The sequence below is a fragment of the Aureimonas sp. SK2 genome, from assembly GCF_029813115.1.
Taxonomy (GTDB): Bacteria; Pseudomonadota; Alphaproteobacteria; order Rhizobiales; family Rhizobiaceae; genus Aureimonas.
The window spans coordinates 79760-105669 of sequence record NZ_JAPZDS010000016.1 but is presented as its reverse complement, the minus strand read 5'-3'; the positions used below and the strand labels follow the sequence as shown (position 1 = coordinate 105669).

Below are 25910 nucleotides of genomic sequence, written 5' to 3'. Positions count from 1 at the left end.
CGTCGCGCCAGCGCAGGCCGTTGCGGTTAACGAAGATGATGCCGCTGAGAACCCGCCGGTCATCGACCCGTGGCCTACCATGGCTCTTGGGAAAGAACGGCCGCAACCGCTCCATCTGCTCGTCCGTCAGCCAGTACAGATCGCTCATATCCAGCCCCCCCGACAGAGCCTGAATCAGACGGCACGCCTCATATCAATGGGTCCTGACCCTAGCTTCGAGACCGTCGGGGAATGCCTGCGCGAGCGGCGGGTACCGAGCCGCGGCGGGATCCGGCGAGTAGTCGCCTTCGAACACGATCGCGGCGCGCTTCATCTCGCCGTCGCGGAATGCCCGAGCGATGGCGACCTCAAACAGCGGGACACATCAAGGATCGAGCTGGAGGCCGCGATCTCGCAGCCAGTCGTCGATCGCCTCGCCGAATATGCCCCGGAAGTCTTCGACCGCCTTCGGATCGTACGGCTTCTCGATCCGATCGTCGGCGAACTGGACGCGGAAGCCGAAGGCGAACGGGGACCATCTCGAGTTCTCGTCGACCGTCGCTCGGTAGAACTCGCCGGCGATCGCGGCGGCCTCGATCGGCCTCAGGTTCACGAGGCCGGAGCGGAGATTCCGCCAGCGCGCCTCGAGCGCCCCTAGCTCGACGGCGAAGCGTCGCTTGGCCTCCGCCGCGTCCTTCGTCCGAAGCGACTTCTTCTCCAGCTTCCGTCCGACGACCGCGACGAGGTCCTCGGGAACGCGTTTCCGCAGGTAGTGGACGCCGTCGGAGCTGAGTCAGGGAGTCGCCATCGCTATCGCCACTGTGTACCACTCGGCGGTTGCGAATTCCCTACCGTGGGGAAAATCCAGCGTTCACGGGGGCTTGGGACGGGTTGTGGCGGAGAGGATGGGATTCGAACCCACGATACCGTTTCCGGTATACTCCCTTAGCAGGGGAGCGCCTTCGACCACTCGGCCACCTCTCCAGTGGCGCATCGAGTATCGGAAGCATGATCATTGTTCAAGAGGCAAACCTGGATGCGCGTCTCGCGTGTAGAGCCTCGCCGGTTTGGTTACCATATCGTAAAGTCTCAGCCATCCCCTTCAAGTTGCACGGCTAATCGGATTGTGGCAGGGCCTCCACCGCGATAGGGTCGGGCTTGACCGAAGCTTGCAGTGCGAAGGAGCCGTTGCGCGATGATCAGACGGAAGGGGCCTATTCTGGCGGTCGCGGTGCTCGCCGCCTTTGCCCTGGGCTGGTATCGCGGGCTCTTCGGCATCGAGAACGGCGCGCCGGTCGCGGCGCCCGAGGCGCCGAAGCAGGCGGCGGTCGAGACTGCGGCCCCGAAGCCGTCGCCCGATCCGGCCTCCGCTGCACCCGCGCAACCGGCGCAAAGTCCCGTGCCGGCGCCCGAAGCGGCACCGTCGCCACCTGCGCCGGCCGCGGGCAAGCCGCAGACCCAGGCGTCGGCCGAACCGTCCGCCGCCCCGGCAAAGCCCGGGTTCGACGTGGTGCGCGTCGAACCGGACGGCTCGGCCGTGGTCGCCGGGCGCGGAGCGGCGAACGAGACCATTTCCCTGACGGATGGGACCAGGACCTTTGCCGAGACCAGGACGGACGCGAACGGTGATTTCGTGATGTCCCTGTCGCTGCCGACCGGCAGCCATCGCCTGCAGCTCGCGCAGCGGGACGAGGCGGTGTCGGGGGACGCGGCGGTCGTCAACGTGCCGACGCGCGGCCAGCCCGACCAATTGTTGGTCATGATGGAGCGGCCGGGCGAGGCGAGCGAGGTTCTGCAGCGTCCCGCCGAGACGCAGGACGCGGCACCGGCGCTCGCCGAGGCGGCGCCGGCTCCTGCCGCGCCGCCGGAGGAGCAGGTCGCGGCCGTGACTCCCACGGAACCGGAACCCGTCTTGCCCGAGGCCGCGCCGGTCGACACCGCTGTGTCCGTGGAAGCGGTCGAGATCGAGGGGAACCGCCTCTTCGTGGCAGGATCGGCGAAGGGCAAGCCGACGGTACGCATCTATCTCGACGATGCGTTCGTCGCGGAGTCGCGCAGCGGCGACGGCGATCGCTTCATTGCCAGCGCCACGCTGGACGTTCCCGTCGGAGACCATACGATTCGCGCCGACGCGGTGGATGCGAGCGGCCGCGTCGTCGGTCGCGTCGAAGTGCCGTTCCAGCGGCCCGAGGGCACGTCCATGGCGGCGGTCGCCCCGGCGCCCGACGCATCGCCCGTGACGGCCTCTTCTCAAACCCCTCCGGAGGCCGCCGCACCTGCGGAGCAGGCATCTCCGACGGTTGCCGAGACCGTAGCGCCCGCCCCGGCGCCCACGGCGAGCGAACTCGCACCCGCATCGGAACGGGCGCCCGAAGTCGCGGCCGCTCCCATGGAGGCGGTGGTGCCGCCGACCCAGAGCGGGGAGCCGCAGACCGTGAAGCAGGCACCGCTCCAGGCCGCCGCCTCGCGGGTCATCATTCGCCGTGGCGACACGCTCTGGCGTATTTCGCGCGAGACCTACGGCCGTGGCAGCCGTTACACCGTGATCTACCTCGCCAATGGCGACCAGATTCGCAATCCCGACCGGATCTATCCCGGTCAGGTCTTCCGCATGCCGAGCGCGGCGGAAGCGGAGACGGCGCCCCGCGGCTGATCAGCCGGGACCGCTTCGCCCGCCGGGGCGGGGTGGTCCTTTTGAACCGGGCGGTCTAGAAGCGTTCCAAACGGGCGAGGGAGCCGGTCTCCCCGCCGCACGCGATGGAACGCTCCTGCCTTGTCCGACACCGCTAATCGATCCGCCGACGGCGAAGGCCGCGTGATGTGGCGCACCCTCAAGAGCCTCTGGCCCTATATGTGGCCGGAAGGGCGGCCCGATCTGCGGGCGCGGGTCGTGTGGGCGAGTTTCTACCTCGTGCTCGCCAAGCTCCTCACGGTGGGCATCCCCTACTTCTTCAAATGGGCGACGGACGCGCTGGACGGCACCCATTCGGCGCAGGACTGGCTGCCGCTGATCCTGACCGGCGCGGTCACGCTCGTCGTCGCCTACAACGTCGCGCGCGTCGTCTCCGTGGCGCTGAACCAGTTGCGCGATTCGCTGTTCGCCAGCGTCGGCCAGCATGCGGTGCGCGTTCTGGCCTTCAAGACGTTCGTCCACATGCACCAGTTGTCGCTCCGCTTCCACCTGGAGCGACGCACGGGCGGACTGAGCCGCATCATCGAGCGCGGCACCAAGGGTATCGAGACGATCGTGCGCTTCACGATTCTCAACTCGGTGCCGACCCTTCTGGAGTTCGCACTGACGGCCGCGATTTTCGGCTTCGCCTATGGCTGGCGCTATCTCGTGGTCGTGGCCGTCACGGTGTTCGCCTACGGCTGGTTCACCATCAAGGCCAGCGACTGGCGCATCGCCATCCGCCGCGAGATGAACGATTCGGACACGGAGGCGAACACGAAGGCGATCGATTCGCTGCTCAACTTCGAGACCGTGAAGTATTTCGGCAACGAGACCATGGAGGCCGAGCGCTTCGACCGGTCGATGGCGCGCTACGAGAAGGCCGCCACCCAGACCTGGACCTCGCTCGGCTGGCTCAATTTCGGCCAGGGCGTGATCTTTTCGGCCGGCATGGGAGTCGCGATGGTGATGTCGGCGATGGAGGTGCGTGCCGGGACGCAGACACTCGGCGACTTCGTCTTCATCAACGCCATGCTCATGCAGCTCTCCGTGCCCCTGAACTTCATCGGCTTCGTGTATCGCGAGATCCGGCAGGGCCTCACCGACATGGAGGAGATGTTCCGGCTCCTGCGCATCCGCGAGGAGGTCCGCGACCGGGACGGCGCGCCGGACCTGATGGTCTCGAAAGGCGCCATCCGATTCGAGGACGTGCATTTCAGCTACGATCCCGAACGGCCGATCCTGAAGGGCGTGAGCTTCGAGGTGCCGGCCGGCAAGTCGGTCGCCATCGTCGGTCCTTCGGGCGCGGGCAAGTCGACGATCTCGCGGCTCCTCTTCCGCTTCTATGACGTCCAGTCAGGGCGCATCACCATCGACGGGCAGGATATCGCCTCCGTGCGACAGGCGAGCGTGCGCGCGGCGATCGGCATCGTCCCCCAGGACACCGTGCTGTTCAACGATACGATCGCCTACAACATCCGCTACGGGCGCACCGAGGCCGCGGAGGACGAGGTGCGACAGGCCGCGGCCCTCGCACAGGTCGCGCATTTCATCGAGGCGCTGCCCGATGGCTACGAGACGATGGTCGGCGAGCGCGGCCTGAAGCTTTCGGGCGGCGAGAAGCAGCGCGTCGCCATCGCCCGCACGATCCTGAAGAGCCCGCCGATCCTTGTCCTCGACGAGGCGACGTCGGCGCTCGACACGCACACGGAGCAGGAGATCCAGAGCGCCTTGCAGCTCGTCTCGCGCCAGCGCACGACCCTTACCATCGCGCACCGGCTCTCGACCATCGTGGACGCCGACGAGATCATCGTCCTGCGTTCCGGCACGATCGTGGAGCGCGGCTCGCACCGCGCGCTGCTGGCAGCCGGCGGGCTCTATGCTGAGATGTGGACTATGCAGCGCGAAGCGAGCGAAGCTGAGGAGGCGCTTCGGCGCGCACGCGAAGCCGATGCCTTGGGCGTGATCGAGCGCAGGCGGCCCGCGGGCGTCGAGTAGGCCCCCGCGGCGTTGAGCGCGGCGCGGTTTGCCCCTATGTGTCGGAGCCGGCCACATCAAGGCCCTCATAAGGAATCCTGCATCGATGGACATGATCGCCTCGATCCGAAACGTCTTCGTTCCGATCCATCGGGCGGGCTATCCGTTCATCGCCGGCTTCTTCGTCGCCTCGGTGCTGCTCGGCCTTCTCTGGGAGCCGCTGCTCTGGATCGGCCTGATCCTCACCGTGTGGTGCACCTATTTCTACCGCGACCCGGCCCGCACGACGCCTGTCGGCGAGAACCTCGTCGTCAGCCCGGCCGACGGCAAAGTGTCGCTCGTCGGCCTCGTTCGCCCGCCCGCCGACCTCGGCCTCGGCGACGAGCCGCTGCTGCGCATCTCGATCTTCATGAACGTGTTCGACTGCCACGTGAACCGCGCGCCGGTGCGCGGGCGGATCGACCGGATCATCTACAAGGAAGGCCTGTTCCAGAACGCCGAACTCGACAAGGCCAGCGAGGTCAACGAGCGGTCCGGCATGGTGATCGCGGGCGCGCATGGCGAGGTCGGCGTCGTCCAGATCGCCGGGGCGGTGGCTCGCCGCATCATCGTCTTCTCGCGCGCCGGCGAGCATCTCGAGACGGGCGAGCGTTTCGGCCTGATCCGTTTCGGCTCGCGCCTCGACGTCTATCTGCCGGACGGCGCCGTGGCGCGCGTGGCGGAAGGGCAGAAGGCGGTGGCGGGCGAGACGGTCATCGCCGAATACGGGGCCGGGCACGCCGCCTGGACCTGGCGCCGGGATTGAGGCCATGAGCGAGCCCGTCACCCCGTCCCAGGCGCCGCCCTCGCGCATTCCGGTGCGGCAGGTCCTGCCGAACATCATCACCATCCTGTCGATCTGCGCGGGCGTCACGGGCATCCGCTTTGCCTTCGAGGGGCGGTTCGAGCTCGCCGTCGGTCTGGTACTCGGCGCGGCCTTCCTCGACGGCATCGACGGGCGCCTCGCGCGTCTCGTCAACGGCCAGAGCCGGTTCGGCGCGGAAATGGATTCGCTCGCCGACATCGTGAACTTCGGCGTCGCGCCGGCACTACTTCTCTACGCCTACACGCTGCACGACGCCGGATCCTTCGGCTGGATCTGCTGCCTTCTCTATATTTCGGGCTGCGCGCTGCGCCTCGCGCGCTTCAATACGATGCTGGACGAGCCCAACAAGCCGGCCTGGAAGAGCGCCTATTTCACCGGCATCCCTTCTCCGGCGGGGGCTGGTCTCGCACTGTTCCCGATGTATCTCGGCTTCACCAGCAATCTGACCTTTCCGGACATCACCCCGGCGGTCGCGGCCATCTACCTCGTGGTGGTGGGCGTGCTGATGGCGAGCCAGATCCCGACCTATTCCGGAAAGACGATCGGCATTCCGCTGCGTCGCGAATACGTCGTACCGGCCGTGCTCTTCGTCGTCCTCTATATCGGGCTGCTGCTCAGCTTCTTCTGGGAGACGCTGACCGTCTCGGCGATCGTCTACTACGCCACGATCCCGTTCTCGATCCGCTCCTATCGCAAGCAGGTGCAACGCTCCGCTCCTTGAGGGACGTGACATGGCCAAGCAGTTCGAGCGCATCGAAGCCGCCCATCGCGAGATGATGGGGCGGCAGGCGATCTTCTTCGTCGGCTCGGCGGCGGGCGACAGCCGCGTGAACATCTCGCCGCGTTCCACGAACCATTTCCACGTCCTCGGCGACCTCACCGTCGCCTATCTCGACCTCACGGGAAGCGGCAGCGAGACGGCGGCCCATGCCAAGGCCGGCGGACGTGCGACGGTGATGTTCTGCACCTTCGAGGGCGCACCGCAGATCCTGCGCCTCTACGGGCGGCCGCGCATCGCCTTTCGCGGCTCATCCGAATACCAAGCCTTCTTGGACCAGCATTATTCCGCTGGCGAACCGGCAGGCGCGCGGCAGGTCGTCTGGATCGACCTCGACCTCGTGCAGACCTCCTGCGGCTTCGCCGTGCCGCTGTTCGAGCATATCGGCGAGCGGCCGGTCCTCGACCGCTGGGCGGAGTCGAAGGGAGAGGATGGGTTGATCGCCTACCGGCGCGAGAAGAACATGACCAGCATCGACGGCCTGCCGACGGGGCTCGAGGAGGACTGAACGCCCTCAGTCCGGCATGTGGTAGGACAGGAACCGGTTCTGGCGGACGTCGAAGAGGCGGCCGGTCTCTGTGCAGGACGGATAGGCGAGGGGCAGGATGCGGGCGGCGACCTCGGCCGGCGTCGGCAGCGTGTTCGGGTCTTCTCCGGGCATGGCGAGCGCGCGCATCGCCGTGCGGGTGCCGCCGGGGTTCACGGAATTGACGCGCAGCGGAAGATTCTGCGTCTCGGCAGCCCAGGAACGGCCCATCGCCTCCAGCGCGGCCTTGGTGGCGGCGTAGAGGCCCCAGAACGCCTTGCAGGAATGCGCCGCGCCGGACGACAGAAGGATCGCCCGTCCGGCGTCGGACGCACGCAGGAGCGGGTCGGTCGAACGGATCAGCCGCCATGCGGAGGTGACGTTCACCGCCATGGTCTTGTCGAACATCTTCGTCTCGATGTGACCGATCGGGCTCAGCGTGCCGAGAACGCCTGCGTTCACGACCAGCACGTCAAGCTTGCCCCAGCGCTCGTGAATGGCGGCGCCCAGACGATCGACGCCGGGACCGTCGGTCAGGTCGAGCGGCACGAGCGTCGCCGAGCCGCCGGCCGCCTTGATCTCGTCGTCGAGCTCTTCCAGCCCGCCGACCGTGCGGGCCACGGCGACGACATGCGCGCCGTCGGCCGCGAGCTGCTTGGCCAGATGGTAGCCGATGCCGCGCGAGGCACCGGAGACGAGCGCGACGCGCCCTTCGAGCTGGCCGGGCATGCGAATTCTCCTGCTGGGGGACGGGCGGCTTGCGGTCTCAGCCGCTGGCCATCACCGCGAGACGATGGACGTTGCTGGCCGCTTCCTTGTCTTGGAGGCGGGTCGGATATTCGCCCGTGAAGTAGTGGTCGGTGAATTGCGGACGCGATCCGTCGCGCGGGCTTCCGCCGACGGCGCGGTAGAGGCCGTCGATCGACAGGAAGGCGAGGGAGTCCGCGCCGATATAGCGGCACATGGCGTCCAGCGAATCGTGCTGGTTGGCCAGGAGCTTCTCGGCGTCCGGCGTATCGATGCCGTAGAAGTCGGGGAAGTAGATCATCGGGCTGGCGACGCGGATATGAACCTCGCTGGCGCCGGCGTCACGGATCATCTGCACGATCTTGACCGAGGTGGTGCCGCGCACGATCGAGTCGTCGACCAGCACGACGCGCTTGCCCTCGATCATCGCCCGGTTGGCCGAGTGCTTGAGCTTCACGCCGAAGGCGCGAATCTGCTGCGTCGGTTCGATGAAGGTGCGGCCGACATAGTGGTTGCGGATGATGCCGTATTCGAACGGGATGCCGCTCGCCTGGGCGAAGCCGAGCGCCGCCGGCGTGCCCCCGTCGGGTACCGGCACCACCACGTCGGCTTCGACGGGTGCTTCGGTCGCGAGGTTCACGCCCATGTTCTTGCGCGCGACATAGACGCTGCGACCGCCGACCACCGAGTCGGGCCGCGCGAAGTAGACGTACTCGAAGAGGCACAGGCGCTCGGGCGCTGGTGCCTGGGGTTTGCGCGCGTCGATCGTGATCGAGCCGTCCGGCTGAATCTCGCAGATGACGACTTCGCCGTTCTCGACGTCGCGCACGTATTTGGCGCCGATGATGTCGAGCGCGCAGGTCTCGGAGCAGAAGATCGGCTTGCCGTCGAGATCGCCCATGACGAGCGGGCGGATGCCGATCGGGTCGCGCGCGGCGATCAGCTTGGTGCGCGTGAGGGCCAGCATCGAATAGCCGCCCTCGACCCGGCGGATCGCGTCGATGAAGCGGTCGGAAGAGGACGGATGCTTGGACCGGGCGATCAGGTGGAGCACGACCTCGGTGTCGGAGGTCGACTGGCAGATCGCGCCGTCGGCGATGAGCTGGCGGCGCAGCGTCAGGCCGTTGGTGAAGTTGCCGTTGTGGGCGACGGCGATGCCGCCGACCTCGAGCTCGGCGAAGAGCGGCTGAACGTTGCGCAGCGCGACCTCGCCGGTCGTGGAATAGCGCGTGTGGCCGATGGCGATGAAGCCAGGCAGCTTCGCCAGCGTCGCCGGGTCGGTGTAATGGTCGCCGACGAGGCCCATCCGCTTTTCGGTATGGAACTGCTGGCCGTCGAAGGTGACGATGCCCGCCGCCTCCTGGCCGCGATGCTGCAGGGCGTGGAGCCCGAGCGCCGTCAGCGTCGCCGCGTCGGGATGGCCCAGAATGCCGAACACGCCGCACTCCTCATGCAGCGTGTCGCCGTCGAGTTCGTCGAAGGAGAGCTTGGTCATCTCACACCCGTTCTGGCCGCGCGCGGCCCGCTGCCCGGTTCCGCCCGGCATATGGGGACGGTCACGAGGTTTCGCGAACAAAAATGCGATCGGCGCGACTGAATCGCGCCGACCCTTTCTCTCCCCCTCGGTCCGGCGGAGGGGACCCCGCCGGTGATCAGTTGGCCGGCGCTTCCGCCGGCTGCTCCTCGCTGTCGCGGATCGCGTCCTCGATCGAGCCGGGCTGCTCCGCCGCCGGGTTCTCGCCGGCGGGTGCGCCGTCCAGCGTCGGCGCGGGCGTGCCGAAGCGCTCCTGGATCGTCTGCTGCGGATCGTCCGGCAGCGCGCCGACCAGCCGGCTGCCGAGATCGTCCAGGAAGGGCTTGGAGCGCGCTTCCGCCACCCAGGTCGGCTGGTTGCCGGACTGCGGCGGCGTCAGCCAGTTGAAGAACACCATCGCCACCACGACGAGCAGCAGGCCGCGCGCGGCGCCGAACAGGAAGCCGAGCGTACGGTCGATCGCGCCGATGCGGGAGTCGATGATGAAGTCGGCGATCTTGAGCGTGATGAACGAGACGACGATCAGCGTACCGAAGAAGATGGCGGCCGCCGACGCGACCATCGCGATCTTCTCGTTGCTGATGTAGCTGGCCATGAACGGGGTCAGCCGCTCGTAGAACAGATAGGCCGCCGCGGCCGCCGCGACCCAGCTGAGGACCGACAGGATCTCGCGCGAGAAACCGCGCACCATCGCCAGGAGCCCAGAAACGAGCATGATGGCGATGAGGATCGCGTCCAGAAGGGTGACGGTCATTCGGTTTCCGGTCTGGCTTCCATCGGGCAGCGCGGCCGATGCCGGCCCTCCGTGTCTTACACTGCGAAGACGGCCGAAAATCAAGTCTCCGATTGCAACTGACGCCCCGCGACGCGGGCGACGAGGTGCGGAAGGCTCTCGATCTCGTGCGCCGCGACGTCCCGGCTGCGGGGCAGGTCGGCGCTGGCTGAGGGCAGGACCGACTGCCGGAAGCCGAGCTTCTCGGCCTCCTTCAGCCGCTGCCCCGCATGCGCCACCGGCCGTACGGAGCCCGACAAGCTGATCTCGCCGAAATAGACGCAGTCCGTCGGCAGCGGCTGGCCCGAGAGCGAGGAGACGAGCGCCGCGGCGACGGCCAAGTCCGCGGCGGGCTCCTGGATGCGGTAGCCGCCCGCGACGTTGAGATAGACGTCGTGCTGGCCGAGCCGCACGCCGCAATGGGCTTCCAGCACCGCCAGAACCATGGCGAGGCGCGGCTGGTCCCAGCCGAGCACCGAGCGGCGCGGCGTGCCGAGGGTCGAAGGCGCGACCAGCGCCTGGATCTCGACCAGCACCGGCCGCGTCCCCTCCATGCCGGCGAAGACGGCCGCGCCCGGCGCCTGCCCGTTACGCTCGCCGAGGAACAGCTCGGACGGGTTCTGCACCTCGCGAAGCCCGATGTCGCTCATCTCGAAGACGCCGATCTCGTCCGTCGGTCCGAAGCGGTTCTTGACCGTGCGCAGGATGCGATAGTGGTGGCCGCCTTCGCCCTCGAAATAGAGCACGGCATCGACCATGTGCTCGACCACGCGCGGGCCGGCGATCTGGCCCTCCTTGGTCACGTGGCCGACCAGGATCACCGCCGCGCCGCTGGATTTCGCGTAACGGATCAGGGCCTGGGAGCCGGCGCGGACCTGGGTCACCGTTCCCGGCGCCGACTCCGCCATGTCGGTCCATACGGTCTGGATCGAATCAATGATGACGAGGTCCGGGCGCTTGCCCTCGCCGAGCGTCGCCAGGATGTCCTCGATATTGGTTTCGGCCATGAGCTGGACGCTGGTGTCCGCCGCCTGGAGGCGCTGCGCCCGCAGGCGCACCTGCGCCACCGCCTCCTCGCCGGAGACGTAGATCACCTTGTGGCCGCCGCGCGCGAGCGCCGCCGCCGCCTGCATCAGAAGCGTGGACTTGCCGATGCCGGGATCGCCGCCGACCAGGAGAGCCGAGCCCCGCACGAAGCCGCCGCCCGTCACGCGGTCGAGCTCGGCGATACCGGAGACGATGCGCGGCGCCTCCTCCGTCTCGCCCGACAGGGGCAGGAGGGCGGCCGGGCGCCCCTTGCGCTTGGAGCGCAGCGGTCCGCCGCCGATGCCGTTGGTGTCGCTCTCCTCGACGATCGTATTCCACTCGCCGCAAGCCTCGCACTTGCCCTGCCAGCGGTTGAACACCGAACCGCAGTTCTGACAGATGAAGGTGATCTTGCTTTTCGCCATGCCCGCCGCGTCGTCCTGTCCCGGCCCCTAGATGGCATGCGAACAAAAGGGAAACAAGCGGGCGAGCAAGATCGACGCGCCAGAGCGGACCCGTGCGTCCGGCGCATGCCAGCCACGATGCTTGGCCAGGAACGGGCCGGCTGCGGCGCCGTTCTCATCCTCGTCGAGAATGCCAGACGAGCAAACGGGCAGCGAGATGACGACGATTTCCGAACTCCTGATCGAAACGCTGGCGCAGGCGGGCGTCCAGCGCATCTGGGGCGTGACGGGCGACAGCCTGAACGCCGTAAACGCCGCCCAGGCGAAGGATGGTCGCATCGCTTTCGTGCATGTACGCCACGAGGAGGGCGCCGCCTTCGCCGCCGGCGCGGAGGCCGCCGCGACCGGCAGGCTCGCCGTCTGCGCCGGGAGCTGCGGCCCCGGCAATCTCCATCTCATCAACGGGCTTTACGACTGCCAGCGCAACCATGTTCCGGTGCTCGCCATCGCCGCGCAGATCCCGTCCAGCGAGGTCGGCCTCGGCTACTTTCAGGAAACGCATCCGACCGAGCTGTTCCGCGAGTGCAGCCACTTCTGCGAGCTCGTGACCAACCCGCGCCAGATGCCGGAAGTGCTTCACCGCGCCATGCGGACCGCGATCGCGCGCCGGGGCGTCGCGGTGATCGTGCTGCCGGGCGACGTGTCGATGCTGGAGATCGAAAGCCCGGTTCCGGCCTTCGCGCCGCCGATCCCCGCCCGCAAGCTGCCGGACGAGACGGCGCTGGCTCAGGCCGCGGCCCTCCTCAACCTGTCGGAGCGCGTAACGATCCTGGCGGGCGCGGGGACGGCGGGCGCGCACGACGCCGTGGTGGCGCTTGCCGACCGGCTGGCCGCGCCGATCGTCCACGCCTATCGCGGCAAGGAGCACATGGAATGGGACAACCCGTTCGATGTCGGCATGACCGGGCTGATCGGCTTCTCGTCGGGCTACCATGCGCTGATGGACTGTGACGTTCTGCTGATGCTGGGCACCGATTTCCCCTACCGCAACTTCTATCCGACAGGGGCGAAGGTCATTCAGGTGGATGTCGATCCCAGTGCTCTCGGTCGCCGGGTGCCACTCGACCTCGCCGTGGAGGCCGACGCCGGCGAGTTCGCCGCGGGCCTGATGCAGAAGATCCCAGCCGGGCGGAACCGCCGCTTCCTCGATGCGGCACTGGCGCACTATCGCAAGGCGCGCGAGGGTCTAGATGACCTGGCCACCCCACGCGGCACGGGCAGGCCGCTGCATCCGCAATATGTCGCCCGGCGCGTCAGCGAGCTGGCGAGCGAGGACGCGATCTTCACCGCCGATGTCGGCACGCCCTCCGTCTGGGCGGCGCGCTATCTCGCCATGAACGGCAAGCGTCGCCTGATCGGCTCGTTCAACCACGGCTCCATGGCCAACGCGCTGCCGCAGGCGCTCGGTGTGCAGGCCGCGTTCCCCGAGCGGCAGGTCGTCTCGCTGTCAGGTGACGGGGGGCTTGCCATGCTGATGGGCGAGCTCCTGACGGCCGTGCAGGCGACGCTGCCGGTGAAGATCGTGGTCTTCAACAACGGGTCGCTCGGCTTCGTGGAGATGGAGCAGAAGGCGGCGGGTTATCTGCCGACCTATGTTGATCTCCAGAACCCCGACTTCGCGGCCATGGCGGAGACGATCGGGTTCAAGGGCATCCGCGTGACCGACTCGGCCGCCCTCGACGGCGCGTTGCGCGAGGCCTTCGACCATGACGGCCCCGCGCTGGTGGATGTGGTCACCGCGCGGCAGGAGCTTTCGCTGCCGCCCAAGATCCAGGCCGAGCAAGCCAAGGGCTTCAGCCTCTACGCGCTGCGGGCGATCATGACCGGGCGCGGCGACGAGATCGTGGAACTCGCCGCCACCAACCTGTTCCGCTGACGGCTCAGGGCGCCCGGACGACTATTCGTAGCGTTCGGGCAGGTGGCTTTCCTCGGCGAGGTCGGTGAAGCGGGTGAACTCGGCCTGGAAGGCGAGCTGGGCGGCGCCCGTCGGTCCGTGGCGCTGCTTGGCGATGATGACCTCGGCCTTGCCGCGTGCCTCGTTCATCTCCTGCTGCCACTTCAGGTGCTCGTCCGTGCCGAGCTTCGGCTCCTTGGCCTGGAGGTAGTATTCCTCGCGATACACGAACATGACGACATCCGCGTCCTGCTCGATCGAACCGGATTCGCGAAGGTCCGAGAGCTGCGGTCGCTTGTCGTCGCGGTTCTCGACCTGACGCGAGAGCTGCGACAGGGCGATGATCGGAACATGAAGCTCCTTCGCCAAGGCCTTGAGGCCGGTGGTGATTTCCGTGATCTCCTGCACGCGGTTGCCCGAGGTCTTGGCCGAGCCCTGCATGAGCTGCACGTAGTCGATCACTATCACGTCGAGCCCGCGCTGGCGCTTGAGGCGGCGGGCGCGGGCGGCGAGCTGGGCGATGGAAATGCCGCCGGTCTGGTCGATGTAGAGCGGCGCCTTCTGCATCATCTCGGTGCAGGCGACGAGCTTGGAATATTCCGCATCCGTGATCGAGCCGCGCCGGATCTTGGACGAGGAGACCTCCGACTGCTCGGAGATAATACGCGTGGCCAGCTGCTCGGCCGACATTTCGAGCGAGAAGAAGCCGACGACGCCGCCGTTGGCCGCCTTGAACGAGCCGTCGGCCTGCTCGGCGGGCTCGTAGGCGGCGGCGATGTTGAAGGCGATGTTGGTGGCGAGCGAGGTCTTGCCCATGGCCGGGCGGCCCGCCAGGATGATCAGGTCCGAATGCTGGAGACCGCCGAGACGGCGGTCCAACTCGCGGATGCCCGTCGAGATGCCCGACAGGCCGCCGTCGCGGTCCTTGGCCGCGCCCGCCATCTCGATGGCGAGCGCCATCGCGTCTTCGAAGGACTGGAAGCCGCCGTCGTAGCGACCGGTCTCGGCCAGAGAGAAGAGCGCCTTCTCGGCTTCCTCGATCTGCTCCTTCGGCTCGGCGTCAACCGGCGCGTCGAAGGCGGCGTTGACCATGTCCTCGCCGATGCGGATCAGCGAGCGGCGCAGCGCCATGTCGTAGACCGCGCGGCCGTAGTCGTTGGTGTTGATGATGGTGGTCGCTTCTGCGGCCAGGCGCGCGAGGTACTGCGCGATCGTCATGTCGCCGACGCGGTCGTTGGCCGGCAGGAACGTCTTCAGCGTCACCGGCGTCGCGATCTTGCCCATGCGGATCATGGTCGATCCCTTGGAGAAAATCTCGCGGTGGATCGGCTCGAAGAAGTGCTCCGGCTTCAGATAGTCGTGGACGATGTAATAGGCGTCGTTGTTGACGAGGATGGCGCCCAGGAGCGCCTGCTCGGCCTCGATATTGGCCGGCGCCTCGCGGTAGAGGGGGGTCTCCTCCTCGAATTTGCGTGCGGCTTCCGCCATCGCTCGACCTCACGGGTATTGGGTAAACATTCCTCATACCGGAGATCGTGCGTCACCGCCAACGATGCGAGAGGGCGGCGGTCAAAAAGTCCGTCAGCCCCGCATGCATGCGGGAAAGGTCGTGGACAGGCTGTGGAAATGTCGTGGCCCGCGCCCGTCCCCAAAACGAAATGGGACCCCCGGTGGAAACCGGGAGCCCCTTTGTGGATCAGCGAAAGCGGCGCCCGAGCGGGGCACCGCGCCGGTTATCAGCCGCGGTCGTCCTCGCCGTCGGCGCCGTCCTCGAAGAACTCGCCGCCGCCCGGGACGATCTCGTCCTCGTTGGCGCCGTAGATGGCGTCCGCCGAGTTGAGCTTCTCGCCCTTGGCCTGACGCTCGGCCTCGTCCTGCGAGCGCGCGACGTTGACCTCGATCGAGAACTGCACTTCGGCGTGCAGGACGAGCTTCACGGTGTGGAGGCCGATCGACTTGATCGGAACGTTCAGCTCGACCGAGTTGCGGCTGACGTTGTAGCCCTGCTCCTTGAGGATGTCGGCGATGTCGCGCGCCGAGACCGAACCGTAGAGCTGGCCGGTCTCGCCGGCCGAGCGCACGATCACGAGGCGCAGGCCGTCGAGCTGGTCGGCCACGCCCTGGGCCTCGATGCGGCGCTCGTCGTTGCGCGCGATCAGCGAGGCCTTCTGGGCCTCGAACTTGGCGCGGTTGGCCTCGTTGGCGCGCAGCGCACGGCCGGTCGGCAGGAGGTAGTTGCGGGCGAAGCCGTCGCGCACGCGCACGGTGTCGCCGAGACCGCCGAGGCGGGCGATACGCTCGAGAAGAATGACTTCCATCGTTTTGTTCCTTGGGTTGAACGATCAGGATTGGGGAAGGCTCGTCCCCCGGTTCTTGGCGGTGTCGAAGACGCCTAGAACCAGGAAGGCGAGAAGCGGGAAGGTCAGAAGAAAGATCGCGCCATAGGCCGAGAACAGGATCAGCCCGCGCGCCGGGCGTTCGCGCGTGCGCCGGTGCATGGTCGCAAGACCCACGAGGGTGAAGCCGGTGCCGAAGGCGCCCGCCACGACGGCGCCGAGCGTTCCCACCGGCCCCGACAGGAACGACGCCGCAAGACCCAGCGCGAAGATCGGCAACGCGGCCTTCGGCAGCGCCGTGGTGGCCGGGATCTCGTCCTTCGGGCGCGGTAGGCGACCGCTCAGGCGCACGATCGCCGCCGAGATGTAGAGGCAGGCGACGAGCGTCAGCACCGTCAGCATCGGCTGGACGAACGGAATGGCGCCGACGACGAGGCGGACGAACTCCCGGATCTGCTCGGGATCGGAGATCGGGCTGTCCGGCTGCGACGAAAGGGCTTCCGTGACGGCGGCCTCCAGCCCGGCGGCGTCGTATCCGAGCAGCATGCCGAGCACCAGCGTGGTGACGGCCGCCAGCGCCACCAATGCGAACAGAAGGCGCGACAGCGGATACCAGTCGAGGCTCGAACCGTCCGCGCGCGGTCGTGCGAGGCCGGCCATATGGCCGATCACGGCGGCCGGCAGGGCCGAGCCGAGAAGCATCGTGACGCCCGGCAGGGCGGCGCCCATGAAGGCGGCGATCGCGATGGCGGAGGCGGCGGCGGCGATGAAGCCGGCCTTGCTGCCCCAGCCGAGGCTGGCGATCAGGATGGGAACGGGAGCGGCCAGCGCCAGCACCACCGCGCCGGGCGACTGGGTGACCAGTCCGGCGAAGAGGAGGGCCGCGGCCATGCCGGCGACCAGTCCGATGGGGAGGGCGCTAAAGGTCATTTCTTGCGTTTCGCTGTCCTGCGCGCGGCAGTTAGGGGCACGATGCCCCAACTCGGATCTCGGGCGGTTCCCTCGTCGCCGGCACCGAACGCGGCGGAAGGGGAAGGGCGGCGGGCCGAAGTCCGCCGCCGGAGACAGGGTCGGGCGGCGCCGAAGGACGGCGCCGGCCGGACCTTACTTGATCACGTAGGGCAGGAGGCCCAGGAAGCGGGCGCGCTTGATCGCCTGGGCGAGGGCGCGCTGGTTCTTCTGGGAGACCGCCGTGATGCGGGACGGGACAATCTTGCCGCGCTCGGAGATGTAGCGCTGCAGGAGACGGACGTCCTTGTAGTCGATCTTCGGCGACTCGCCCGACGCGAACGGGTCGGACTTGCGGCGACGATGGAACGGACGGCGCGTGGGGAGCTGGGCGATATCGACCATTTACGCGGCCTCCTCGGTGCGCGGACGGCGGGGACGATCGTCGTCCTCGCGGCGCGGACGGTCCTCGCGGCGGGGGCGATCGCCACCGTCACGGTCGCCACGGCGCGGACGGTCGTCGCGCTTCTGCATCATCGCGGACTGGCCCTCGTCGAGCTCTTCGACGCGGACGGTCATGTAGCGCAGGATGTCTTCGTTGAAGCGCATCTGGCGCTCCATCTCATCGACGGCCGCCGAAGGGGCGTCGATGTTCATGAGCGTGTAGTAGGCCTTCCGGTTCTTCTTGATCCGGTAGGTGAGGGTCTTGAGACCCCAATTCTCGACCTTGCCGACCTTGCCGCCATTGGCCTCGATCACGCCGCGGTACTGTTCCACGAGCGCCTCGACCTGCTGGCCGCTGATGTCCTGTCGGGCAAGGAAAACGTGCTCGTAGAGAGCCATGGCGTTTGCCTTTCCATCGGTTGCGCATATGCCCGGCGACAGCGGCTAAGCCTCTGCGACTCTCCTGGTGGCCCATGGGGCCGGGGGCGGAAAGGCGCGTCGATAGAGACGGTCGAGAGCGGGAACACGGGAAGTCGGGACAAGGCTGGCCTCGCCCCATCGGCTCCTTTCGAAGCCGTCTTCCGTTCAGCCCCCGGCTGACGCCCGGGCAATGACGGGGCAGGCCATAACCGAATGCCCGCGGATTGGCAAGGCTCTGCCGGAACGCTCAGGCCGTCGCCTGTTCGGCGGCCGCCTTCCCGGCCGCCCCGGCCGGCATGCCGGGCGGTTCGAGGAATGGGCCTTGAGCGCGAATGGAGCCCAGCTTCCGCAGAGAATCCCATTGCCGCGCGGTCTCGATCCCGTCGACCGACAGCTCTATTTCGAGGCGTCTGCACAGGACCGCAAGGGCCTCGACAAGGGCGTTCGCGTCCTCTTCGTCGTCGCCGATCAGGTCCTGCGCGGTCCGCCGGTCCACCTTCACCCGCTTCACGCCGAGCGAACGGAGGTAGCGCAGCGTCTGCCGGCGGACGCAGAAGCCGCCCACGACGAGATGGATGCCGAATCCCTGCAGCCGCTCGACGGCCCGCTCGAGGTCGCCTCCGCCATCCGCCATGGCGGTCTCGGCGATCTGGACCTCCAGCCTTTCGGGAGCCAGCCCCCGCTGCCCCAGGGCATCGACGAGGATGTCCGCGATGTCGTGGCGCAAGAGCGTCGAGGCCCCCAGCTCGACGCAGAGAAGCGGCGGTCGGGCCGCTTCGGCAGCGATGTCGGCAAAGCGCTCGATGGCCACTCGAACCGTCCAAAGGTCGAGAATGTGCCGCAGCCCGGTGTCCTCGGCGAGAAACGCGAGGTCGGCGCCGTCCAATTGCCCGCCGGTGCGCCGGTTGGTCCAGGCCACCGCGACCTCGTAGGCCTTCGTCTCGCAGGTCAGCGTATCGACCTGCGGCCGGAACGCGATGTCGAGCGCGTCGTTGGCGAGGGCGAGAACTAGGTCCGCCTGCAGCAGCCGGCGGTTCAGGAGTTCCTGTTCCTGCATCGGGTCGAAGCAGGCGACGTTGCCGCGGCCGTTGCGCTTCACGTCGTAGAGCGCGAGATCGGCCGCGCGGTGCAGCGGATCGCGGAGAACCCCGTCGAGCGGGGCCGACGCGATCCCGATCGAGCAGCCGATGGTGATCTCGTGCCCGAGGACGGTCATCGGCCGGCTGAGATCCGCCACGATCATCTGCCCGAGCTCGACGGCCAGCGAGCGCGGAACGTCGTCGATCAGCACGAAGAACTCGTCGCCGCCGAAGCGGAAGACGTGCCCCGCCTCGCCCACGACCTCGCGCAGGCGGGTGGCCGCCTGTCGCAGCACGATGTCGCCGACGGCATGGCCGTGGGCGTCGTTGACCTCCTTGAAGTGATCGAGGTCGAGCGCCATCGCGTGGATCTCGACCCGCCCCGACGCCAGCCTTTCCTCGAGAACATCCCAGACGGACTGAAGAAGCGCCCGGTTTCCCAGCCTCGTCAGCGGATCGTGGTGGGCCAGGAACTCCGCGCGCTCGGTCGCGCGCTTCAGGGGAGTGATGTCGGTGACGCTGAGAACGTAGTCCCGGCCGTGCTCCGTCGACGCTTCGGCGACGCTGACCGTGACGTGCCGGTGATGATGCTGGCCGGCGACGAGCGCCTCGAACTGGTTGCCGCTGCGAAGGTGGTCCTGGATCTCCCTGGCGTCGGTGGGGCAGAGAACGTCGGCAAGCGAGAGCGTCTCGCCGTCCGTCTGAAAAAGGAGATGGGCGGCTTTGTTGGCGTAAAGGACGCTCGCGTCGGCCTTCAACACGACGATCCCGACCGGCACCGTATCCAGGAGCGCGAATTCGTCATGACCGGCTTCCGACGTGAGACCACGACAGGCCGGCCCGGCATGAGCCGTGCGATGCGTCACATGATTCTCCCGCTGCATGCCTGTCCTGCAACCCGCCGTGCTTCGCTCCTGCGGAGCATCGGTGAAACCGTAAGGCGCGGGTTTGTTTCCCAGGATTGCCGTAACGTAAAGCGTGCAGGGTTTCCGCCTCCTTAACGCGGGACCGCCCGTTCGATTGGCTGACTTACGGATTGTGGAAAGCCGTGACGGACCTGCGCAACCTTGACAGGCCGTGCCCGCCTGCCCATCACCCTGCCCAACGATAGGACAGGGAGGCCGCAATGTCGCTTGCCGTGATTTTTCCCGGACAGGGTAGCCAGGCCGTGGGCATGGGGCGCGATCTCGCCGAGGCGTTTCCCGAGAGCCGCTGTGTCTTCCAGCAGGTCGACGACGCGCTCGGTCAGAAGCTCAGCGAACTGATCTGGAACGGCCCCGAAGACGAGCTGACGCTGACGGCCAACGCCCAGCCGGCGCTCATGGCTGTGTCGCTGGCTACGTTGCGCGCGATGGAGGCCAAGGGCTTCGATCTCGGCGCCTCGGCCCAATTCGTGGCCGGCCACTCGCTCGGCGAGTACTCCGCGCTGGCCGCGGCCGGCTCGCTGTCGATCGCCGATGCAGCCCGGCTCCTCCGGATCCGCGGCGATGCCATGCAACAGGCCGTCGCGCCCGGCGAAGGTGCCATGGCGGCCATCCTGGGGCTCGACCACAACGCGCTTCAGGCAGTCTGCGCCGAAGCGGGCCAGGGCGGCGTCTGCCAGATCGCTAACGACAACGGCGGCGGGCAGATCGTCATCTCCGGCACCAAGGCGGCGGTCGAGCGGGCGATGGAGGCGGCGCAGGCGGCCGGCGCCAAGCGCGCCATCCCGCTGTCGGTCTCCGCACCGTTCCATTCCATGCTCATGCAGCCGGCCGCGGACCGGATGCAGGAGGCGCTGGCCGAGGCGACGATCCTCGCGCCGTGCGTTCCGCTCGTCGCCAATGTCCTCGCATCGGCCATATCCGACCCCGAGGAAATCCGCGCCCGGCTGGTGGAGCAGGTGACGGGTCAGGTGCGCTGGCGCGAAAGCATGACCTATCTCGCCGACGGGGGCGTCGATCTCCTGTTCGAGGTCGGCAGCGGCAAGGTTCTCGCGGGGCTCGCCAAGCGGATCGACGCCCGCCTGTCCGCGCTCAGCGTCGGCAAGCCGGCCGACATCGAGCCGGCGCTGGCGCGCCTCGGCTGACACGATAACGAAAGGAAGCGGCACATGTTCGACCTCACCGGCCGCAAGGCCCTCGTCACCGGCGCCAGCGGCGGCATCGGCGAAGCCATCGCGCGCACGCTCCATCAGGCGGGCGCCACCGTCGGCCTCCACGGCACGCGTCGCGAGAAGCTGGACGAGCTCGCCGGCTCCCTCGGCGAGCGGGCGCATGTCTTCCCCGCCGATCTCGGCAGCCGCGACGGGCAGGCGGGTCTCGCCGAGACGGCGGACAAGGAACTCGGCGGGGTCGACATCCTCGTCAACAACGCGGGCATCACCAAGGACGGCCTGTTCGTGCGCATGTCGGACGAGGACTGGGACCGGGTGATCGAGGTGGATCTCACGGCCGCCTTCCGCCTGACCCGCGCCCTGACGCACCAGATGATGCGCCGGCGCTACGGCCGCATCGTCAACATCACGTCCATCGTCGGCGTCACCGGCAATCCCGGCCAGGCCAACTACTGCGCCGCCAAGGCCGGCATGATCGGCTTCTCCAAGTCGCTCGCGCAGGAGATCGCCTCGCGCAACGTTACGGTGAACTGCATCGCCCCCGGCTTCATCGAGAGCGCCATGACCGGCAAGCTCAACGAGAAGCAGACCGACGCCATCATGGGCGCGATCCCCATGAAGCGGATGGGCCAGCCGTCCGAGATCGCCGCCGCCGCGCTCTACCTGGCGTCGGAGGAAGCGGCCTACGTCACCGGCCAGACGCTGCACGTCAACGGCGGCATGGCGATGATCTGAACTTCCCTTGGCCGAGGCGCTGCGGCCATGCTAAGCCGCAGGCCTCGCCAAGTTCCCGAATCCGCCCACATCTCGAAGATGGCGGGGCGGGACCAACGCCGACGGGGTTACGCTTGATTAACGGGACCCCGGCGTCTAACGAAACGGCGAAAGCCATCTCAACAGAGGAATGACCATGAGCGATACCGCTGAACGGGTGAAGAAGATCGTCGTCGAGCACCTGGGCGTCGAGCAGGAGAAGGTCACCGAGAACGCCTCGTTCATCGACGACCTCGGTGCCGACAGCCTCGACACGGTCGAGCTCGTCATGGCGTTCGAGGAAGAGTTCGGCGTCGAGATTCCGGACGACGCGGCCGAGACCATCCTCACGGTCGGCGACGCCGTGAAGTTCATTGAGAAGAACCAGGCCTAACGACAAGGCGGGTTCGCCCGTCTCGGTACCCAAGAGTTCGGAATGAGACGAGTCGTCATCACCGGCGTCGGCATGGTCAGCCCCCTGGGGGCCGGCGTCGATGTGACATGGAAGCGCCTTCTGGAAGGCCGCAGCGCGGCCGCCCGGATCGAAAGTTTCGAGGTCTCCGACCTCCCATGCCAGATCGCATGCCAGATCCCGCGTGGTGACGGCTCGGACGGCACGTTCAACGCCGATCTCTGGATGGAGCCCAAGGAGCAGCGCAAGGTCGACGATTTCATCGTCTATGCCGTGGCCGCTGCATCCGAGGCGCTCGACGATGCCGACTGGCACCCCGAAAGCTACGAGGATCAGTGCGCCACCGGCGTCCTGATCGGCTCGGGCATCGGCGGGCTGGAGGGCATCGAGCGCCACTCGCTGATCCTCGCCGAAAAGGGTCCGCGGCGGATCAGCCCCTTCTTCATTCCTGGAAGCCTGATCAACCTGGCGTCCGGGCACGTGTCCATCCGCAACGGGCTGAAAGGCCCGAACCATTCGGTGGTCACGGCCTGTTCGACCGGCGCGCATGCGATCGGCGATGCGGCGCGCCTCGTCATGCTTGGCGACGCCGACGTGATGGTGGCCGGCGGTGCGGAATCGCCCGTCGGGCGCCTGTCGCTCGCGGGCTTCTCCGCCTGCCGCGCGCTGTCCACGAGCTACAACGACGACCCGAAATCCGCCTCGCGCCCCTACGACAAGGGCCGCGACGGCTTCGTCATGGGGGAGGGCGCCGGCATCGTCGTCCTGGAAGAGCTAGAGCACGCCCGCGCCCGCGGCGCGCGCATCTATGCGGAGGTGATCGGTTACGGCCTGTCGGGCGACGCGCACCACATCACGGCACCCGCCGAAGATGGCGATGGCGCCTATCGCTGCATGAAGGCCGCGCTGAAGCGCGCCGGCATCACGCCCGATCAGATCGACTATATCAACGCCCATGGCACCTCGACGCCGCTCGGCGACGAGATCGAACTGCGCGCCATCGAGCGGCTGGTGGGCGACGCGGCCTCCGAGATCGCCATGTCCTCGACCAAGTCGGCGATCGGCCACCTCTTGGGCGCCGCCGGCGCCGTAGAGGCGATCTTCGCCACGCTCGCCATCCGCGACAACGTGGCCCCGCCGACGTTGAACCTCGTCGATCCTTCGGTCGAGACGAAGATCGATCTCGTGCCGCTCAAGAAGCGCGAGAAGAAGATCGATATCGCGCTGTCGAACTCGTTCGGCTTCGGCGGCACGAACGCCTCGCTGGTCCTGCGCCGCTTCGAGGCTTGAGCCTTCGGGCTTTCGCCACATTCGAATGCTGCTACCGGCGGACGATTCCCCTAAAGGCGCGGCAATGCCCTGCGGCGGATCGGCGAAGGAAGCTCGGACGGCCGACGCTTTCCCCCACAGTGCAGAGGGAGGTCCGCCGTGACCCATGGTCCCGACGAGCAGTTCGAGCCGGGAATCGAGATCGCCGAGCGCAAGGGCAAGCCCAAGCGCCGGTCGCGCCACGCGCGCAACGGTTTCGTGATCCTCCTGAACTTCGCCTTCAGCCTGGCCCTCGTCGCAGCGATCGCTGCCGGCGCCATCTTCTATTGGGGCAAGAGGACGTTCGATGCGCCCGGCCCGCTCGAGGCCGAAGCCACCTACCTCGTGCCGCGCGGCGGCAACCTGGCGGACACCGCCAGCGGACTGGAGCAGGCCGGCATCGTCAGCAATGCCGAGGTCTTCGAATACGGCTGGCGGCTCAATTCGCGCGTCGAGCAGATGGGCGGCGGCACCGACACCGGCCTGCGCGCGGGTGAATACGCCTTCGCCCCGGGGGCCAGCATGCGCAGCGTGATGGAGACGCTGCGAAGCGGCAAGTCGATCCAACACGCGGTGACGATCCCCGAGGGGTGGACGGTCCACCAGATCTACGCGCGGCTCGAAGCCGATCCCGTGCTGATCGGCGATCTGCCGCCCATGGTGGCGGAAGGCACATTGCTGCCGGAGACCTACACCTTCACCCGCGGCATGACCCGCGCGGCGATGGTGGAGCGCATGGCGGCGGCGCAGACCGAACTCGTCCAGACGATCTGGGACGGTCGGCAGGACGGCTTGCCAATCAGGGACATCGGCGAGTTCGTCACGCTCGCCTCGATCGTCGAGAAGGAGACGGGCATCGCGAGCGAGCGGCCGCACGTCGCCTCCGTCTTCATCAACCGCCTGCGCGACGGCATGCGGCTCCAGTCGGACCCGACCATCATCTACGGCGTCTGGGGCGGGGCGGGGAAGCCGTCGGACGAGCCGATCCGCCAGTCCCACATCGCCGGCGCGACGCCCTACAACACCTATGTGATCCGCGGCCTGCCGCCCGGCCCGATCGCCAATCCCGGTCGCGCCTCGTTGGAGGCGGTGGCCCATCCGCTCGACACCGAGGATCTCTACTTCGTGGCCGACGGCACGGGCGGCCACGCCTTCGCCCGCACGCTCAACGAGCACAACGCCAACGTGCGCCGGTACCGTCAGATCGAGCGCGACGCGGCCGCCGCGCGTGAGCAGGCCCAACCGGCGGCCGCGCAGTAGAATCGGACCACCGCGTCCGCATCACAGAGGTGACGATGCCCGTGAACAGCATGACGGGCTTCGCCCGGTTCGAGGGGGAAACGCGCGACGCGTCCTTCGTCTGGGAGCTGCGCTCCGTCAATGGCAAGACGCTGGAGGTCCGTCTCCGGCTTCCGCCCGGCCTCGAGGGGATCGAGGGCGACGTGCGGCGGTTGATCGGCGCCCGCCTGTCCCGCGGCAATGTCCAGGCATCCCTGAGCCTCCGCCGCGTGGAAGAGGCAGCGCCGCCCTTCGTCATCCACCGCGAGATGCTCGATGCCGTCCTGCGCCTGTCGGGTGAGCTGGTACGCGACGGGCACGCGACGATCCCATCGGCCGACGGGCTGCTGGCTCTGCGCGGCGTGATCGATGTAGCCGAGCGCGTGCCGACGCCGGACGAGACCGCCATCCGCCAGCGCGACGTTTTGGCCGGTCTGGAACGGGCCGTCGATTGCATGGCCGAAGCCCGCGCCGCGGAAGGGGAGCAGCTCGCCTCGATCCTAACGGGGCGGATCGACGAGATCGAGCGGCTGACGGATGCGGCGGAAGCCGATCCGAGCCGGCGCGTCGAGGCGATCCGCGAGCGGCTGGCGCGCCAGGTGGCAGATCTGGCCGGCGCCGGTGCGGCGCTCGATCCGGCGCGGCTCCATGCCGAGGCCGCGCTGATCGCGACGCGTGCCGACGTGCGCGAGGAACTCGATCGTTTGCGGGCGCACGTCCAGGCCGGGCGCGACCTGCTGGCGCAGGGCGGGCCGATCGGGCGGCGGCTGGATTTCCTGGCGCAGGAATTTAACCGCGAATCGAATACGCTGTGCTCCAAGTCCAATTCGACCTCGTTGACCGCCATCGGCCTTGAGCTGAAGGTCGTGGTCGACCAGCTTCGCGAACAGGTTCAGAATCTCGAATGAAATCGCTCACCGACATCGAATCTCCCATCCCGATCGCGCGGCGCGGGCTGATGCTGGTGATCTCGTCGCCCTCCGGCGCCGGCAAGTCGACCATCGCCCGCAGCCTGCTGGAACGGGACCCGCGATTCTCGCTGTCGGTCAGCGTGACGACCCGAACGCGCCGCCCGAGCGAGATCGACGGGGTGCACTACCATTTCATTTCGCGCGACGAGTTCTTCCGCCTGCGGGACGGCGATGCGCTACTCGAATGGGCCGAGGTTCACGGGAATCTCTACGGCACCCCGCGCGAAGCCGCCAAGAAGGCAATGCGCGAGGGGCGGGACATGCTCTTCGACATCGACTGGCAGGGAGCGCTTCAGCTTCAGGAAAAGGCCAAGTCCGACATCGTCTCGATCTTCATCCTGCCGCCGTCGATGCGCGAGCTGAAGTCGCGCCTCCTCCGCCGGGCCGAAGACTCGAGAGAGACCATCGCGATGCGCCTGCGCAACGCTAAGGTCGAGATCGAGCGCTGGCGGGACTACGAATATGTCGTCATCAACGACGACCTCGACCGCGCCTTCTCGGCCGTCCTGTCGATCGTCAACGCCGAGCGCCTGCGCCGGGACCGCCGGCCCGGCCTGTTCGACTTCACCTCGGTTCTCCTCGAGGAAGCCTCCGCCGATATCGACAAACTCGCCGGGAGCTGAAGCGCTTCGA

At 67.8% G+C, this 25910-nt stretch carries 25 protein-coding genes, 1 tRNA gene and 1 pseudogene; 13 read left to right on the top strand and 14 right to left on the bottom strand.

The genetic code is table 11. From position 1 onward, the window contains the following. The 4 genes and pseudogenes from O5O54_RS18380 to O5O54_RS18370 form a co-directional block, all read right to left on the bottom strand. On the bottom strand, nucleotides 1–148 hold a 148-nt coding region (locus O5O54_RS18380; RefSeq protein ID WP_279483301.1), incomplete at its 3' end, for a transposase. A gap of 216 nt (nucleotides 149–364) precedes the next feature. Then, a complete protein-coding gene (locus tag O5O54_RS18375) occupies nucleotides 365–592 on the bottom strand; it encodes a hypothetical protein (RefSeq protein ID WP_279483295.1) in 228 nt (75 codons plus the stop codon). 21 nt (nucleotides 593–613) lie between these two features. Next, a pseudogene (locus tag O5O54_RS22385) lies at nucleotides 614–751 on the bottom strand (DUF6538 domain-containing protein); the annotation flags it as partial. Between the two features lie 122 nt (nucleotides 752–873). Then, nucleotides 874–963 (bottom strand) — tRNA-Ser (locus O5O54_RS18370). Nucleotides 964–1174: 211 nt separating this feature from the next. Between O5O54_RS18370 and O5O54_RS18365 the strand changes: the two genes are divergently transcribed. The 5 genes from O5O54_RS18365 (at nucleotide 1175) to O5O54_RS18345 (ending at nucleotide 6778) form a co-directional block, all read left to right on the top strand. After that, a complete protein-coding gene (locus O5O54_RS18365) occupies nucleotides 1175–2632 on the top strand; it encodes a LysM peptidoglycan-binding domain-containing protein (protein ID WP_279483294.1) in 1458 nt (485 codons plus the stop codon). Nucleotides 2633–2797: 165 nt separating this feature from the next. Next, complete coding sequence (locus tag O5O54_RS18360; RefSeq protein WP_279483300.1) at nucleotides 2798–4648, top strand: ABC transporter ATP-binding protein/permease; 1851 nt, start codon at nucleotides 2798–2800, stop codon at nucleotides 4646–4648. Nucleotides 4649–4733: 85 nt separating this feature from the next. After that, complete coding sequence (locus O5O54_RS18355; RefSeq protein ID WP_279483293.1) at nucleotides 4734–5432, top strand: phosphatidylserine decarboxylase; 699 nt, start codon at nucleotides 4734–4736, stop codon at nucleotides 5430–5432. 4 nt (nucleotides 5433–5436) lie between these two features. Next, nucleotides 5437–6213: a CDP-diacylglycerol--serine O-phosphatidyltransferase gene (pssA, locus tag O5O54_RS18350; RefSeq protein ID WP_279483292.1), complete on the top strand. Its 777-nt coding sequence runs from the start codon at nucleotides 5437–5439 to the stop codon at nucleotides 6211–6213. A gap of 10 nt (nucleotides 6214–6223) precedes the next feature. After that, nucleotides 6224–6778 carry a pyridoxamine 5'-phosphate oxidase family protein gene (locus tag O5O54_RS18345; protein ID WP_279483291.1) on the top strand — a complete coding sequence of 185 codons (555 nt, stop codon included), beginning with the start codon at nucleotides 6224–6226 and terminating at the stop codon, nucleotides 6776–6778. A gap of 6 nt (nucleotides 6779–6784) precedes the next feature. On the opposite strand, the gene O5O54_RS18340 is transcribed toward O5O54_RS18345, so the two are convergent. The 4 genes from O5O54_RS18340 to radA form a co-directional block, all read right to left on the bottom strand. After that, a complete protein-coding gene (locus O5O54_RS18340) occupies nucleotides 6785–7525 on the bottom strand; it encodes an SDR family NAD(P)-dependent oxidoreductase (RefSeq protein WP_279483290.1) in 741 nt (246 codons plus the stop codon). Between the two features lie 37 nt (nucleotides 7526–7562). Further along, nucleotides 7563–9038: an amidophosphoribosyltransferase gene (purF, locus tag O5O54_RS18335; protein WP_279483289.1), complete on the bottom strand. Its 1476-nt coding sequence runs from the start codon at nucleotides 9036–9038 to the stop codon at nucleotides 7563–7565. A 157-nt stretch (nucleotides 9039–9195) separates the two neighbouring features. Continuing rightward, nucleotides 9196–9831 (bottom strand): CvpA family protein, encoded by a 636-nt coding sequence (locus O5O54_RS18330; RefSeq protein WP_279483288.1) that lies wholly within the window; start codon nucleotides 9829–9831, stop codon nucleotides 9196–9198. Nucleotides 9832–9911: 80 nt separating this feature from the next. Then, nucleotides 9912–11300 carry a DNA repair protein RadA gene (radA, locus tag O5O54_RS18325; protein ID WP_279483287.1) on the bottom strand — a complete coding sequence of 463 codons (1389 nt, stop codon included), beginning with the start codon at nucleotides 11298–11300 and terminating at the stop codon, nucleotides 9912–9914. Between the two features lie 196 nt (nucleotides 11301–11496). On the opposite strand from radA, the gene poxB reads away from it, so the two are divergent. Continuing rightward, nucleotides 11497–13215 carry a ubiquinone-dependent pyruvate dehydrogenase gene (gene poxB, locus O5O54_RS18320; protein WP_279483285.1) on the top strand — a complete coding sequence of 573 codons (1719 nt, stop codon included), beginning with the start codon at nucleotides 11497–11499 and terminating at the stop codon, nucleotides 13213–13215. A gap of 21 nt (nucleotides 13216–13236) precedes the next feature. Here poxB and O5O54_RS18315 read toward each other — a convergent pair whose 3' ends face one another. The 6 genes from O5O54_RS18315 to O5O54_RS18290 all read right to left on the bottom strand — a co-directional run bounded on the left by O5O54_RS18315 (nucleotide 13237) and on the right by O5O54_RS18290 (nucleotide 19344). After that, entirely contained in the window at nucleotides 13237–14721 is a 1485-nt protein-coding gene (locus O5O54_RS18315) for a replicative DNA helicase (protein ID WP_279483284.1), read from the bottom strand. Between the two features lie 248 nt (nucleotides 14722–14969). Continuing rightward, nucleotides 14970–15551, bottom strand: a complete 582-nt coding sequence (rplI, locus tag O5O54_RS18310) for a 50S ribosomal protein L9 (protein ID WP_279483283.1) — start codon at nucleotides 15549–15551, stop codon at nucleotides 14970–14972. Between the two features lie 24 nt (nucleotides 15552–15575). Next, on the bottom strand, nucleotides 15576–16499 hold the full coding sequence (locus tag O5O54_RS18305; RefSeq protein ID WP_279483282.1) for a DUF2232 domain-containing protein: 924 nt from the start codon (nucleotides 16497–16499) through the stop codon (nucleotides 15576–15578). A 174-nt stretch (nucleotides 16500–16673) separates the two neighbouring features. Beyond that, a complete protein-coding gene (gene rpsR / locus O5O54_RS18300) occupies nucleotides 16674–16922 on the bottom strand; it encodes a 30S ribosomal protein S18 (RefSeq protein ID WP_279483281.1) in 249 nt (82 codons plus the stop codon). Next, the gene (gene rpsF / locus O5O54_RS18295; protein WP_279483280.1) at nucleotides 16923–17360 is read right to left on the bottom strand and encodes a 30S ribosomal protein S6; all 438 of its coding nucleotides are present in this window, start codon (nucleotides 17358–17360) and stop codon (nucleotides 16923–16925) included. 268 nt (nucleotides 17361–17628) lie between these two features. After that, entirely contained in the window at nucleotides 17629–19344 is a 1716-nt protein-coding gene (locus tag O5O54_RS18290) for a bifunctional diguanylate cyclase/phosphodiesterase (RefSeq protein ID WP_279483279.1), read from the bottom strand. 242 nt (nucleotides 19345–19586) lie between these two features. Between O5O54_RS18290 and fabD the strand changes: the two genes are divergently transcribed. The 7 genes from fabD (at nucleotide 19587) to gmk (ending at nucleotide 25900) form a co-directional block, all read left to right on the top strand. Then, nucleotides 19587–20528, top strand: a complete 942-nt coding sequence (gene fabD, locus O5O54_RS18285; protein ID WP_279483278.1) for an ACP S-malonyltransferase — start codon at nucleotides 19587–19589, stop codon at nucleotides 20526–20528. A 24-nt stretch (nucleotides 20529–20552) separates the two neighbouring features. Beyond that, the gene (gene fabG / locus O5O54_RS18280; protein WP_279483277.1) at nucleotides 20553–21290 is read left to right on the top strand and encodes a 3-oxoacyl-[acyl-carrier-protein] reductase; all 738 of its coding nucleotides are present in this window, start codon (nucleotides 20553–20555) and stop codon (nucleotides 21288–21290) included. A 175-nt stretch (nucleotides 21291–21465) separates the two neighbouring features. Then, nucleotides 21466–21702, top strand: a complete 237-nt coding sequence (locus O5O54_RS18275; protein ID WP_026358398.1) for an acyl carrier protein — start codon at nucleotides 21466–21468, stop codon at nucleotides 21700–21702. A gap of 42 nt (nucleotides 21703–21744) precedes the next feature. Next, entirely contained in the window at nucleotides 21745–23010 is a 1266-nt protein-coding gene (fabF, locus tag O5O54_RS18270) for a beta-ketoacyl-ACP synthase II (protein ID WP_279483275.1), read from the top strand. A gap of 174 nt (nucleotides 23011–23184) precedes the next feature. Next, the gene (gene mltG, locus O5O54_RS18265) at nucleotides 23185–24288 is read left to right on the top strand and encodes an endolytic transglycosylase MltG (RefSeq protein WP_279483299.1); all 1104 of its coding nucleotides are present in this window, start codon (nucleotides 23185–23187) and stop codon (nucleotides 24286–24288) included. Between the two features lie 35 nt (nucleotides 24289–24323). Next, nucleotides 24324–25214 carry a YicC/YloC family endoribonuclease gene (locus tag O5O54_RS18260; protein ID WP_279483274.1) on the top strand — a complete coding sequence of 297 codons (891 nt, stop codon included), beginning with the start codon at nucleotides 24324–24326 and terminating at the stop codon, nucleotides 25212–25214. Continuing rightward, nucleotides 25211–25900: a guanylate kinase gene (gene gmk, locus O5O54_RS18255; protein ID WP_279483273.1), complete on the top strand. Its 690-nt coding sequence runs from the start codon at nucleotides 25211–25213 to the stop codon at nucleotides 25898–25900. Before O5O54_RS18260 ends, gmk begins: the two co-directional genes overlap by 4 nt. The last annotated feature ends 10 nt before the right edge of the window (nucleotides 25901–25910 follow it).

Bases quoted from the DNA above. Each gene is read 5' to 3' on its own strand.
- O5O54_RS18365 (WP_279483294.1), top strand. From the start codon at position 1,175: ATGATCAGACGGAAGGGGCCTATTCTGGCGGTCGCGGTGCTCGCCGCC.
- O5O54_RS18360 (WP_279483300.1), top strand. From the start codon at position 2,798: ATGTGGCGCACCCTCAAGAGCCTCTGGCCCTATATGTGGCCGGAAGGG.
- O5O54_RS18355 (WP_279483293.1), top strand. From the start codon at position 4,734: ATGGACATGATCGCCTCGATCCGAAACGTCTTCGTTCCGATCCATCGG.
- pssA (WP_279483292.1), top strand. From the start codon at position 5,437: ATGAGCGAGCCCGTCACCCCGTCCCAGGCGCCGCCCTCGCGCATTCCG.
- O5O54_RS18345 (WP_279483291.1), top strand. From the start codon at position 6,224: ATGGCCAAGCAGTTCGAGCGCATCGAAGCCGCCCATCGCGAGATGATG.
- O5O54_RS18340 (WP_279483290.1), bottom strand. From the start codon at position 7,525: ATGCCCGGCCAGCTCGAAGGGCGCGTCGCGCTCGTCTCCGGTGCCTCG.
- purF (WP_279483289.1), bottom strand. From the start codon at position 9,038: ATGACCAAGCTCTCCTTCGACGAACTCGACGGCGACACGCTGCATGAG.
- O5O54_RS18330 (WP_279483288.1), bottom strand. From the start codon at position 9,831: ATGACCGTCACCCTTCTGGACGCGATCCTCATCGCCATCATGCTCGTT.
- radA (WP_279483287.1), bottom strand. From the start codon at position 11,300: ATGGCGAAAAGCAAGATCACCTTCATCTGTCAGAACTGCGGTTCGGTG.
- poxB (WP_279483285.1), top strand. From the start codon at position 11,497: ATGACGACGATTTCCGAACTCCTGATCGAAACGCTGGCGCAGGCGGGC.
- O5O54_RS18315 (WP_279483284.1), bottom strand. From the start codon at position 14,721: ATGGCGGAAGCCGCACGCAAATTCGAGGAGGAGACCCCCCTCTACCGC.
- rplI (WP_279483283.1), bottom strand. From the start codon at position 15,551: ATGGAAGTCATTCTTCTCGAGCGTATCGCCCGCCTCGGCGGTCTCGGC.
- O5O54_RS18305 (WP_279483282.1), bottom strand. From the start codon at position 16,499: ATGACCTTTAGCGCCCTCCCCATCGGACTGGTCGCCGGCATGGCCGCG.
- rpsR (WP_279483281.1), bottom strand. From the start codon at position 16,922: ATGGTCGATATCGCCCAGCTCCCCACGCGCCGTCCGTTCCATCGTCGC.
- rpsF (WP_279483280.1), bottom strand. From the start codon at position 17,360: ATGGCTCTCTACGAGCACGTTTTCCTTGCCCGACAGGACATCAGCGGC.
- O5O54_RS18290 (WP_279483279.1), bottom strand. From the start codon at position 19,344: ATGCAGCGGGAGAATCATGTGACGCATCGCACGGCTCATGCCGGGCCG.
- fabD (WP_279483278.1), top strand. From the start codon at position 19,587: ATGTCGCTTGCCGTGATTTTTCCCGGACAGGGTAGCCAGGCCGTGGGC.
- fabG (WP_279483277.1), top strand. From the start codon at position 20,553: ATGTTCGACCTCACCGGCCGCAAGGCCCTCGTCACCGGCGCCAGCGGC.
- O5O54_RS18275 (WP_026358398.1), top strand. From the start codon at position 21,466: ATGAGCGATACCGCTGAACGGGTGAAGAAGATCGTCGTCGAGCACCTG.
- fabF (WP_279483275.1), top strand. From the start codon at position 21,745: ATGAGACGAGTCGTCATCACCGGCGTCGGCATGGTCAGCCCCCTGGGG.
- O5O54_RS18260 (WP_279483274.1), top strand. From the start codon at position 24,324: ATGCCCGTGAACAGCATGACGGGCTTCGCCCGGTTCGAGGGGGAAACG.
- gmk (WP_279483273.1), top strand. From the start codon at position 25,211: ATGAAATCGCTCACCGACATCGAATCTCCCATCCCGATCGCGCGGCGC.